Below are 10,926 nucleotides of genomic sequence, written 5' to 3' on the forward strand. Positions count from 1 at the left end.
CTCTGTTTCTGCCTTTGGTAATAACCCTTTGCTTGAGGCAACTCGATGAAAAAAACACTTTGGATGGGCGGCGTCCTGCTGCCGGTGCTGCTTTCCCCGCAATCATTGCAGGCCCATGGTTGGGTGGATTTCCCGGCCGCGCGTCAACACATCTGTAATGACGATGGCGGGTTCTGGAGCAACAGCATCCCCAACGCCGCTTGTCAGGCGGCCTACGACCGCTCCGGCGCCTACCCCTTTGTGCAGCAGAACGAAGTGGCGGCCAATGTGGTGGATTACCAGAACATGGCGGCAGTGCGGGCCCAGATCCCGGATGGCACTCTGTGTGCCGCGGGCAGTGACGCAAAGGATGGCCTCAATGTGGCGTCCAGCCACTGGCAGAAAACCACCGTGGTGCTGAATGAACAAAATCAGTTTGAGCTGGTGTTCCATGCCACGGCGCCCCATAACCCCTCTTTTTGGCAGTTCTACCTCAGCAAGCCGGACTATGACCCGTCAGGCCGCCTGAGCTGGGATGATCTGGAACTGATCGATACCGCAGGCAATGTTCAGGTGGATGGGGACAAGAACTACCGCATCACTGTGACGGTGCCGGCTGGCCGTGAGGGGGATGCGCTGTTGTACACCCGCTGGCAGCGCAACGACGCCGCCGGTGAAGGCTTCTATAACTGCTCCGACATCCGCCTGACCCACGATGGTGAAGTGGACCCGGGCAACCCCGGTGGCGGCACCGACCCGGAACAGCCGGATGGGGACACCCTGACGGCACTGGGGTACTTCCTGCCTCAAGGGTTTATCGACAGTGTTGAGGTGGGAGACACAGTACGCTTCCGGACCTTCAATCAGTACGGTGAGGAGACCACAGACCTGCGTCTGTTGGTGGAGGGCAACATCATTGCCACCTGGCCGGCCGTGCTGGCTGGCCAGTTTAACCAGATGAAACCGGGCAAATGGTTTATCGGGATCTGGCACGAGGCGATGAACCACTACATGTTCGACAGTCAGAATCTGTACGCCAACCAGGTGTTGGCCAGCTCCGCCAACCCCACCTATCAGTTGTCGCTGGTGAAGGGGGAGCCGCTGCCGCCGCCGGTGGTGCCGGAAGGAAGTTGGCGTGCCGATGCGATCTACACCGAAGGTGACCGGGTTGAGTATGCCGGACAGACCTGGCAAGCCCATTGGTGGACCCGTGGTGATCGGCCCACGGACAGCGGGGAGTGGGGCGTATGGCGCCTGGTTGCTGGCGAGGGTGAGCAGCCTCCGGTTCCCTCCGAACCGCAGCCCTGGCAGGCTGAACAGGTCTATACCGAAGGGGATCGGGTCAGCCACAATGGCGCCATCTGGACAGCCCATTGGTGGACACAGGGGGAGAGCCCCGACGAAAGTGGCCAATGGGGCGTGTGGCGACGCTAAGTCCGATTGACAGAGAACGCCCCGGAGAGATCCGGGGCGTTGGCGTTTCAGGCGGCTTGCTGCAGATGGCGTTGCAGGCGTTTCAGCAGCCAGGTTTCCCGGGCGATGGAGAGGCCCGCCTTGGGGCTGCCCGCCATCACCGCTTCGTTGTGGGCAATCGCCTCGGCCAGCTTGACCCAGCGGGGCTCCATGCCATTGGCCACTTCATAGTGCTCCAGAGCGGTTTGACCCAGCTCAGGCAGGGCATCGCACAGGTAGCAGTACGAGAGCATCCGCACGTTGTCGTAGTCCGGCTTGTACCAGGGGCGCAACTCCTCCACCAGACCAAACTCGGCCAGTACGGTCAGTCCCCGGGCACCGGTTTCTTCTGCCACTTCCCGCAGCAGGGCCTGTTGCAGAGACTCGCCATCATCCACACCGCCTCCCGGCAGACTGTAATCGTCATAACGGGCGGTATAGAGCAGCAGCACCTGGTCGCCGTGGGCGATCAGAGCGCGCACGGAGAGGCGGGTGTATTCGCTGCCACCAACGACGGCGTCAGGGTGGTGCAGCGTTTGGATCAGTTCCATGGGCGGCTCCCGGTTGGCAAAGTCGCGCATTGTACGGATTTGCCCCGGTGACGGCCAGAGGGGGCCGGGGCCGCGTGCTACACTGGCGCCAACAAGGAGGGCCCATGCTGCCACTGGCACCGGATTATTACCGTCGTAACTTCCGCTTTCTTATCGATTTTGTCCGTCGCCACCGTGGCCACCTGGTGGACGAGGCGCTGGCGGGCTTCATCGACCGTTTTGAAGGGCTGCCGGCACCGGCCCAGTGCCTCTTTGTGCGCCTGCTGACCCGCAAGGGCGAGTGGTTTCGCAGTGACCAGCTGAATTACCAGGAGGTCGGCCCGATTGAGCCCGCCCTGTCGGCGCTGGCCGAGGCTAATCTGGTCCAGCTTGACCCACAGATCGACATCGTCGCACTGGCACGCCTGCTGCGTCACGGCGAGCTGAAAACGCTGCCACAGGTGCAGCCGATGCTGGCCAGCCACCGCACCAAGACCAGCCTGGTGAACGCCTTGGTGGCACAGCAATGGGACAGCGCCCCGCTGACCCGATGGTGGCCCGACGCGCCATTTCAGCTGTTGGCGCAGGGCGAGGCGCTAATGGTCGAGCGATTGCAGCTGCTGTTCTTCGCCAATCTGCACCAGAGCCTGAGTGAGTTTGTGGTGGCGTCGCTGGCCCATGTGCGTTACCCCGAAGTGCCGCTCTCTCCCGAAAGCTTTCCTTTTGCCAGTGCCGACGTAGTGGCGCAGTACCAGGCCCGTGAGCGGGCAGCGCGGGCCTGGGAATCCGGTGAGCTGGACCATGACGCCTGGGGCCGCCAGCTTTGTGACCGGCAACACGACGCCCGGCTGGAGCGCCAGCGTCAGCGCCACGCCTTTGTTCTGGCCCGGCAGCTTGAACGTGAGGCACATTCCGAACCGGCTCTGACCCTGTACCGGCACTGCCACCACGGGGAGGCGCGGGAGCGCCGTCTGCGTCTGCACTTTGCCCGCGGTGATCATCCGGCGGCGCTGTCGACCGCTTTGGCGATGCAGGCCCAGCCTCAGAGTGAGCAGGAACGGGTGGTGGCTGGCCGCTTTCTGGCCCGGCTGGCCCGACAGATGCCGATGCCCGGACTGAAGACAGAGCGCCCCAAACTCAACGAGGACCAGACCGAACTGGCGTGGGAGGGCGCTGTGGAGGAGGCGGTGGTGGCCGAGCTGCGGGCTCGGGGCCAACAGGCGTGGCATACCGAAAACGCCCTGCTGAATGGTGTGGCCGGGTTGCTGCTGTGGCCGGTGATCCATGCCCCCCTGCGCGGCGCCTTTGTGCAGCCGTTTCAGCATCGCCCGCTGGACCTCTACCACACCGACTTCCTCAGCCGGCGCCGCGAGTTGCTGGTACGAGAGTGGCGTTATTGGCGGCAGCTGACTCGTGCCGAATTTACTGCCGGACTGCTGGCACGCTACCGCACTTATCAGGGGATCCGCTGTGCGCTGGTGAACTGGGCCCGTTTGCCGACCGAGGCGCTGGAAGCGGCACTGCCCACGCTGGCACCTCAGCAGTGGCTGCAGTTGGTGGACTATCTGATGGCGGATCTGTCCCAGCGCCGCAGCGGTCAGCCTGACCTGATGGTGGTGGACAAGGGGGCGCTGACGCTGGTGGAGGTCAAGGGGCCGGGGGACAGTCTGCGCGACCATCAGCGCCGTTGGCTGGCGGAGCTGGATCGACTGGGGGTAGCCAGTCGGGTGTTGTGGGTGAGCAAAAGCGGCGCGCCTGACAGGTGACGAACATCACGCCGCAGGGCAAACAATGAGCAGAATGAAACGTCTGGATAACATCTCTGCCCATGTTAAGGAATTTGAGTGAGATTAAGTGCTGCCCGGAGCTCTTAGTGTGGTGCAAGTGGCGATTTGAGCGGTCTCCGTTAGAGTAATTCACCATCGTTTTTGCATTCACTGGTGGTGAGGTCCCGCAGACCGATGAGTGTGATCGGTGTCACAAAAAGAGTTGTGAGCCACATTGGCTTTAAGCTGCAGTGAAATCGACTGCCCATATTCGACTTTTGTGGTCTGTCAGGGAGTGGGATCTCGGAAAGCGCAGTGGGCTGTTTTACTTTCTGCGGCATTTTGGCGCCTGTTGTTGGTTAAAAAACCACAGTAGACTCCACTGGCATTACAACAGACTGGCCTAAGCCAGCAGGGGTGCCCAAGGGCACAGATGCACACCCAGCCAAGTGACACTGACTATGCAATCAAACTCCCTCTCCAAGAAGATCTTTATGGGTCTCTTCTCCGGTCTGGCGATCGGTGTGGTGATTCAGGCGTTTCTTTCCGATATCCCCTTTTTCAATGACACTCTGGTTGGTCTGGCCTCCATGGCCGGCACCATGTTCGTCAACCTGATCATGATGCTGGTGGTCCCCCTGGTGTTTGTCTCCATCATCAGCGGCATTACCGAACTGCCCAACGCCAACAGTCTGGGCCGACTGGGTGGCAAAACCTTCGGCCTGTACCTGGTGAATACCCTGATCGCGATCTCCGTGGCGCTGGGGGTGGCTCTGCTGCTGCAACCGGGCCAGGGCGCGGACCTGCCCCATGTTGGTGAGCGCGCCATTACCGCCACTGAACTGCCCAGCATCAGCGGGCTGATTGTCGACATCATTCCGCGTAATCCCATCGAGGCCTTCGCCACCGGCAATATGCTGCAGATCATCTTTATGGCACTGCTGCTGGGCTTTGTGATCAAGCTGCTGGGCAAAGAGATGGAAGGGGTGGCTGAGGGCTTCCGTAAAGCCAACACCATCATGATGACCCTGATCACCCTGGTGATGAAGCTGGCTCCCTATGGTGTATTTGGCCTGATGCTCAATCTTGGCGCCACTCTGGAGTCCGATACCTTCCTGTCGGTCGCCGGTTACATCGGCTTGATCGTCAGCTTGCTGGTGGTGTGGCTGTTTGTGGTGTATCCGATGGCGGTTGGGGCGCTGACCAACATCAGCGCGGCAGAGTTCCGTCGTAAAACCCGTGAGCAGGTGATGTTCTCCCTCTCCTGCGCCAGCTCCAATGCCACCATTCCGGTGACCATGCGTACCCTGACCGAGAAACTCGGTGTGTCCAAGGCCACGGCCGGTTTCGGTGTGCCGCTGGGCGCCACCATGAACATGAGCGGCGTGTCCATCTACATCACCATCGCAGCGGTGTTCCTGGCGAACGCCTACGACGTGCCGCTGGGCATGGAGCAACTGCCTGCCCTGGTGGCGTCCGTATTCCTGCTGTCCGTGGGTGCCGGTGGCGTACCGGGTGGTGGCGCGGTCATGATTGGCGTACTGATTCACCAGATGGGGCTGCCGGCGGAAACCGCATTTGCCCTGGTGATCGCCGTAGACCGCATCATCGACATGTTCGTCACCTCCGCCAACGTGGTGGGCGATGCCGCCGTGGTGACCATCGTGGACAAGAGCGAAGGTGAGTGGCTCGAGGCTGAGGCCCGCCAGCCGATCTCCTGAGCGGCAACCCTGCCCCGCAGCATCAGAACAGCGCCCGTATTGTACGGGCGCTTTTTTGTGGGACGCGGCTGGGCCACACCGGGCCCGGTTGCGTAGAGAAAGGTGTGGATTTGGCAATGATGAAATAAGGGTCTGACCAGGTTGACAAAGTGGCAATTTGTGCAGGGTTTTTCTTTGTTAAAGACGGCGGTATGCTGCTTATCAGGTTCACTTTTTGACCACAGGGAGATGGGATGAGCACGTGGGTTCAGGGTCGTGTTGTTGAGCGCATTGACTGGAATGACAAGCTGTTCAGCCTCAAGGTTGAGGCGGAGGTGCAGCCCTTTGTCGCCGGCCAATTTACCAAGTTAGCGTTAGAGCAGGGCGGAGAACGGGTGCAACGAGCTTACTCCTTTGTTAATCCGCCGGAAGCGGAGTACCTCGAGTTTCTTGCGGTGTCGGTGGAAGAGGGGCAACTGTCGCCACGGCTGCAGGACCTGCAGGAGGGGGATAATCTGATGGTCAGCCCCCGGCCCAGTGGCTTCCTGACGCTGGACGAGGTGCCTGCGGGGCGGGAGTTGTGGATGTTTGCCACCGGCACGGCGGTGGGCCCCTTCCTGTCGATTCTGGGCAGCCCGGATTGCTGGGATCGCTACGAAACGTATGTGCTGGTCTACGCCGTTCGGTACGAGCGCGACCTAGCCTACCTGGAGCAGATTAAAGCGCTGGCGGCTGAGCGTCCCGAGCGGTTCCGCTTTGTGCCGGTGGTCAGTCGAGAGGCGGTTGACGGTGCACTGCAGGGGCGGATCCCGGAGCTGCTGAGCAGCGGCGCCATTCAGGAAGCGGCAGGGATACCGATAGCGCCTGCCCGCAGCCAGACTCTGATCTGCGGCAACCCCGATATGATCCGCGACACGCTGGCGGTGCTTGAAGGGATGGGGCTGCGCAAGAACCTGCGCCGAACGCCAGGCCAGATCACCATGGAGAAATACTGGTAAATCCTCGCCCTCGCAACGCCCGCTGACCCTCAGCGGGCTTTAAACTGATTGCTGCCGGGCTGGTAGTAAAACCCCAGTTCGGCCAGCCTCGCTTCCAGCTCAATACTGCCCATCCCCAACTCAGCCGCCAGATCATTAATGTCTCCGTGGCCCAGGCGCAGACGCTCATTGACGATCCCCAGCAGAATGGCGGGATCCATCTCCTGTGCATTGAGTATGTCCATCATGCCTCCCCTTCGCTTTGCGGGTTCCCTTAAGCGTAGTGGCCGCGGGGACCGGCTTCAGGGCTTCACATTGAGCTAACCTCAAGTTAATATTTCTTTATGGAATTTTATATTCCCTAAAGTTATTAAGGGTTTCCCCGCCCCGGAGTTTTCGATGTCACAGCAGGAATTTTATCTCGACAGCAACGCCACCACCGTGGTGCTGCCGCCCATTGCCGATGCGGTGATGAAGGCACTGACTCAGGAGTTTGGTAACCCCAGCTCCTCTCACGTTACCGGCATCCGGGCCAAGGCCCGGATGGAGCGGACCCGGGCGCTGGCCCGTCAGGTGATGGGGGCTCACAGCGGCCAGGTGATCTTCACCAGTGGAGCCACAGAGGGGATCCAAACTGCGGTGATATCGGCCCTGCAAACCGCCAAAACCCGACCGATGCCTGAGGCGCCGTTGCTGCTGTACGGCGCCACCGAACATAAGGCGGTGCCGGAAACCCTGAAGCACTGGGCCCGACTGTTTGATATTCCTGCCGAGGTGCGGGCCATTCCGGTGGATGGCCGTGGTCGCCTCGACCTGGACTTTATTGCTGGTCACATCGACCGTGCCCTGATGATCTGCACCATGGCGGCCAACAACGAAACCGGCTGCTTTCAGGATATGGCGGCGCTGGAGCGGGTGATCCGCAGTGGCAACCCTCAGGTGCCCTGGATGGTGGACTGCGTGCAGGCGTTGGGTAAGTTGCCTCTGGCTCTGGCGGAAACCAGCATCGACTATGCGCCGTTCAGCGGCCACAAGCTCTATGCCCCAAAAGGGATTGGCTGGCTCTATGTGCGTGAAGGGGTGCCACTGACACCGGTGATTGCCGGCGGCGGTCAGGAGAGTGGCCTGCGCAGCGGTACGGAGAACGGCGCAGGCATCGCGGCACTGGAGGTGCTGTTCGGTATGATGCTGAGCCAGGATGGTGCGTTCGCGGACCACGCCACCCTGTTGGGTTACCGGGCCCAGTTGGTGAACACCTTGCGCGGCGTGTTCCCGGAACTGGTGTTTAATCAGGACCACGACTGTTCGGTGCCTACCACCCTGAACTTCTCCGTTCCCGGCTTCTCCAGCAAAGAGCTGATGGACCTGTTTGATGCCGCGGGGATCCGGGTCAGCTCCGGTTCCGCCTGCTCCTCCAAGGTGACCCGCAGCTTTGTGCTGGATGCCATGGGACTGCCTGCCTGGCAGAGTGAGTCCGCCATCCGCTTGTCGTTTGGCCCGGCGATGACCCAGGCGGAGCTGGATGCGGTGTGTGAGCGTATCGACAGCGCCGTTGCCGCCCTGGCAACCAGCTGCCTGCTGGAGAGTGACCGGGATGCCGAGAAACATGGCTTAAAGGGCCTGATCCAGTTCAAGGCGGGCAGCAGTTGCTGCTGGCTCTATGTGGACCCGGACAGCAATCACTGTGTGGTGGTGGATCCGGTCGACAGCCTGAATCAACGCCTGGAGCGGTTGATCCGCTGTCAGGACCTGGTGCCGTTGGCCATCCTGGATACCCATGGCCACGCCGACCACGAATCCAGCGGTGTGGCGCTGCGAGAGGCGCTGTTTGACCGCATTCCGGCAGAGCTGATGGCGGTGGATGCGCTGGGTTGGCCCAACAGTTGCGGCACTCGCCGAACTCTGGCCGATGGCCAGGTGATGCCGGCTCTGACCCTGGGCAACAGTGTGCTGGTGCGGGCGCCTCTGCCGGGCCACACCGACGATTCGGTGGCGTTGCTGCTCAGCCGCAACGCCTGCGATACCCTGCTGGCGGAGGACATCGATTTTGCCTTCTGTGGCGATACCGTACTGGCGGGGACGCTGGGGCGCACCAACTTCAGCAACAGTCAGCCGCTGTCGATGTACCACAGCCTGAATCAGCTTAGTGTCTGGCTGCACCCGGACAGCCTGATCTGCCCTTCCCATGATTATCACCATCAGTTCGCCACCTCGCTGGCGGCGGAGCTGCGTGAGGGCGGGCTGCTGGCTGAAGTGCTGTCCGGCGGCATGGGGGAGCACGCCTTTATGCTGGCCAAGGCCGAGCTGGACAGCGGCCTGTGTGATCAGGCGGGCAGTGAATTGATGTGTGGTGCCACCGTGGCGCAATCCGGTGGTGCCATTCCTGAGCTGAGAGCCGCCGAGTTGCAGCAGTGGCGCCGTGAAGGACGCCGCCTGTCGCTGCTGGACATTCGTGAGCCCCACGAGTTTGCCCTGAGTCCCACCTCGGACGCCGACAACGTGCCGCTGTCACGCCTGGTGGATTTTATCGGCCAGCAGCGCTACCGCCTCGACAGCGATCCCATGGTGCTGGTCTGCCGCAGCGGCAGCCGCAGTCTGCTGGCCTCGCAGAGCCTGCGCCGCCTTGGGGTCACCAATATCCACCATATCGCCGGTGGGCATGCGTTAAGTTAAAGCCAGCAAAAAGGCGCCCATCGGGCGCCTTTTTTGATCGGCTTGAGCCTTATTGCTCAAACAGCGGGTAGGGGCGGGGCAGCAGGGTTTGCACCTCTTCACCGCGACGGAACGCGGTGTCCGGCTCCAGCTCTTTGCTCATCACCACGGCGATGTAACGCTGGCCACCCCAATCGGCTTCCGCCACCAGGGTGCCGGCACGGCGCCAGTTTTCACCCAGCTGCATCTGCAGGTCGCCTTCGGCCGGGGCACCGCACAGGGCGTACATGGCGCGCTTGTTGCCACCACGGAAGTGCATCCGCGCCACGGTTTCCTGGCCGATGTAGCAGCCCTTGTCGTACTGGATACCGCCGATGGCGTCCAGGTTCAGCATCTGCGGCACAAACTCCAGGCACTGTGCTTCGTCAAACCAGGGGCGTCCGGCTTCGATCTCGCTGGCGATCCACAGCGCTTCCGCCTCCTGCGGCAGTGCCGCCAGAGCCTCCGGCAGAGACGCGTCTGCCGCCATCACCACCACCGCACGCTCACCATCGATCAGCGCAACCCCACCCTCGAGGGCACGGACGCTGCCTTCACCGGGCAGCAGCGCCAGGGCGTTCTGACCCAGCAGGCCATACACCTTGTAGTCGGCACTGGCGTCGCTGATCTCCACCTTGTTGAACACCGCGTATTTGTTCAGCGCGGGCAGGTCCTGGTTGAGCTGGCCCTTGGGCATCAGCATCAGGACACCGTCTTCAATTCGGGTCAGGCGGAAGGCGGTAATCAGTTTACCCTTGGGGTCACAGTGGCCGCCCCAGGTCCAGGCGTCAGGGGCCAGTTTAACCAGGTTGCAGGTCAGCTGACCCTGCAGGTAGGACTGGGTATCCGGGCCGACAGCGCGGATAACGCCGAGGTTGGAGAGGGGGACCAGAGTAGGAGTGATTTCAATGGGCATGAGGGTCACCGGGTTGAATACATTGGCTCGGATTGTACGCCTGTGGAGGCAAATAACCAGCCTCCACAGGCCAATAGTCAGGGGGACGTCGTACCGATTCGGCCACGGTAGGCCAGGGTAAAAGCGATGTCGGTGCTGTTGTCCATATTGAAGATGCTCTCAATCATGGTGAATTCAATCGCGCCCCGCTTGAGGTGGTCGTGGTAAGCCAGCAGCAGCTCGTCAGCTTCACCGCTGAAGCCGTGGTACTCCAGCAGTGGGCTGTAGCCGGTGTCGGAATAACGGCCTTGATTGTGGTCAGTCCGGGTTAAGCCGGAGTGCGATAGCGGTGAACGGTTTCCCCCGCATCCTCAAACTGGCACAACCAGACCATGCCCAGCCCTTCGATGATACGGCGTGAAGCCCGGTTCTGTTCGACCACTTCGGCATAGATGGGGTCGAGGCCCAACACCTGCTGGCCATAGCGCAGTGCAGCTTCCGCCGCCTCCCGGCCAAGGCCCTGGCCCCAGTACTCCGGCAGCATGCGGTAACCCAGGTCCGCCCCTGCAAGGTGGGGTTCATACTTCAGGCCGCAAAAGCCAATGACTCGCTGGCTGGCCTTGTGCACCAGGGCATAACGGGCATAACCGTGGCGTTGGTACTCCGCCTGCCAGATCTCGCGGATAACGCGGCGGGCATCGTCCAGGTTCTGTATGGCGCCGTCATCGCCGGTGTAGCGGGTGACTTCCGGGCCCGAGAACGCCAGCACGGCATCGGCATCGTCCGGGGTAAAGTGGCGCATCTGCAGGCGCGGGGTGTCGATCAGAATGGTCATCAGCGGTCTGAGCAGGGTGTAAGGCTTCATGGGGTATTGCGAACTTATCAAAGATAATCGGGACTATCGATCCGGTGACGGTTCTCAACCGCAGTATGGGG

At 61.6% G+C, this 10,926-nt stretch carries 10 protein-coding genes; 5 read left to right on the forward strand and 5 right to left on the reverse strand.

The window, feature by feature from the left end:
- Positions 1–45 precede the first annotated feature (45 nt).
- On the forward strand, positions 46–1,413 hold the full coding sequence (locus tag FBAL_RS03490; RefSeq protein WP_013344194.1) for a lytic polysaccharide monooxygenase: 1,368 nt from the start codon (positions 46–48) through the stop codon (positions 1,411–1,413).
- A 47-nt stretch (positions 1,414–1,460) separates the two neighbouring features.
- On the opposite strand, the gene FBAL_RS03495 is transcribed toward FBAL_RS03490, so the two are convergent.
- Positions 1,461–1,982, reverse strand: coding sequence for an NUDIX hydrolase (locus FBAL_RS03495; protein ID WP_013344195.1), 522 nt, complete (start codon positions 1,980–1,982; stop codon positions 1,461–1,463).
- A gap of 104 nt (positions 1,983–2,086) precedes the next feature.
- On the opposite strand from FBAL_RS03495, the gene FBAL_RS03500 reads away from it, so the two are divergent.
- The 3 genes from FBAL_RS03500 (at position 2,087) to FBAL_RS03510 (ending at position 6,425) form a co-directional block, all read left to right on the forward strand.
- Positions 2,087–3,727, forward strand: a complete 1,641-nt coding sequence (locus tag FBAL_RS03500) for a VRR-NUC domain-containing protein (protein ID WP_013344196.1) — start codon at positions 2,087–2,089, stop codon at positions 3,725–3,727.
- A 461-nt stretch (positions 3,728–4,188) separates the two neighbouring features.
- The gene (locus FBAL_RS03505; protein ID WP_013344197.1) at positions 4,189–5,448 is read left to right on the forward strand and encodes a dicarboxylate/amino acid:cation symporter; all 1,260 of its coding nucleotides are present in this window, start codon (positions 4,189–4,191) and stop codon (positions 5,446–5,448) included.
- Positions 5,449–5,681: 233 nt separating this feature from the next.
- Positions 5,682–6,425 (forward strand): ferredoxin--NADP reductase, encoded by a 744-nt coding sequence (locus FBAL_RS03510; protein ID WP_013344198.1) that lies wholly within the window; start codon positions 5,682–5,684, stop codon positions 6,423–6,425.
- Positions 6,426–6,454: 29 nt separating this feature from the next.
- Here the strand turns inward: FBAL_RS03510 and FBAL_RS03515 are convergent, their stop codons facing one another.
- On the reverse strand, positions 6,455–6,652 hold the full coding sequence (locus FBAL_RS03515) for a DUF4250 domain-containing protein (protein WP_245544372.1): 198 nt from the start codon (positions 6,650–6,652) through the stop codon (positions 6,455–6,457).
- Positions 6,653–6,803: 151 nt separating this feature from the next.
- On the opposite strand from FBAL_RS03515, the gene FBAL_RS03520 reads away from it, so the two are divergent.
- Positions 6,804–9,077: an aminotransferase class V-fold PLP-dependent enzyme gene (locus FBAL_RS03520; protein ID WP_013344200.1), complete on the forward strand. Its 2,274-nt coding sequence runs from the start codon at positions 6,804–6,806 to the stop codon at positions 9,075–9,077.
- Between the two features lie 49 nt (positions 9,078–9,126).
- Here the strand turns inward: FBAL_RS03520 and ygfZ are convergent, their stop codons facing one another.
- The 3 genes from ygfZ to FBAL_RS03530 all read right to left on the reverse strand — a co-directional run bounded on the left by ygfZ (position 9,127) and on the right by FBAL_RS03530 (position 10,855).
- Complete coding sequence (ygfZ, locus tag FBAL_RS03525) at positions 9,127–10,011, reverse strand: CAF17-like 4Fe-4S cluster assembly/insertion protein YgfZ (RefSeq protein ID WP_013344201.1); 885 nt, start codon at positions 10,009–10,011, stop codon at positions 9,127–9,129.
- A gap of 77 nt (positions 10,012–10,088) precedes the next feature.
- On the reverse strand, positions 10,089–10,268 hold the full coding sequence (locus FBAL_RS19850; protein WP_083771153.1) for a DUF3187 family protein: 180 nt from the start codon (positions 10,266–10,268) through the stop codon (positions 10,089–10,091).
- A 50-nt stretch (positions 10,269–10,318) separates the two neighbouring features.
- Positions 10,319–10,855, reverse strand: coding sequence for a GNAT family N-acetyltransferase (locus tag FBAL_RS03530; protein WP_013344202.1), 537 nt, complete (start codon positions 10,853–10,855; stop codon positions 10,319–10,321).
- Between the last annotated feature and the right edge of the window lie 71 nt (positions 10,856–10,926).

Source organism: Ferrimonas balearica DSM 9799 (assembly GCF_000148645.1).
GTDB lineage: Bacteria > Pseudomonadota > Gammaproteobacteria > Enterobacterales > Shewanellaceae > Ferrimonas > Ferrimonas balearica.

Bases quoted from the DNA above. Each gene is read 5' to 3' on its own strand.
- FBAL_RS03490 (WP_013344194.1), top strand. From the start codon at position 46: ATGAAAAAAACACTTTGGATGGGCGGCGTCCTGCTGCCGGTGCTGCTT.
- FBAL_RS03495 (WP_013344195.1), bottom strand. From the start codon at position 1,982: ATGGAACTGATCCAAACGCTGCACCACCCTGACGCCGTCGTTGGTGGC.
- FBAL_RS03500 (WP_013344196.1), top strand. From the start codon at position 2,087: ATGCTGCCACTGGCACCGGATTATTACCGTCGTAACTTCCGCTTTCTT.
- FBAL_RS03505 (WP_013344197.1), top strand. From the start codon at position 4,189: ATGCAATCAAACTCCCTCTCCAAGAAGATCTTTATGGGTCTCTTCTCC.
- FBAL_RS03510 (WP_013344198.1), top strand. From the start codon at position 5,682: ATGAGCACGTGGGTTCAGGGTCGTGTTGTTGAGCGCATTGACTGGAAT.
- FBAL_RS03515 (WP_245544372.1), bottom strand. From the start codon at position 6,652: ATGATGGACATACTCAATGCACAGGAGATGGATCCCGCCATTCTGCTG.
- FBAL_RS03520 (WP_013344200.1), top strand. From the start codon at position 6,804: ATGTCACAGCAGGAATTTTATCTCGACAGCAACGCCACCACCGTGGTG.
- ygfZ (WP_013344201.1), bottom strand. From the start codon at position 10,011: ATGCCCATTGAAATCACTCCTACTCTGGTCCCCCTCTCCAACCTCGGC.
- FBAL_RS03530 (WP_013344202.1), bottom strand. From the start codon at position 10,855: ATGAAGCCTTACACCCTGCTCAGACCGCTGATGACCATTCTGATCGAC.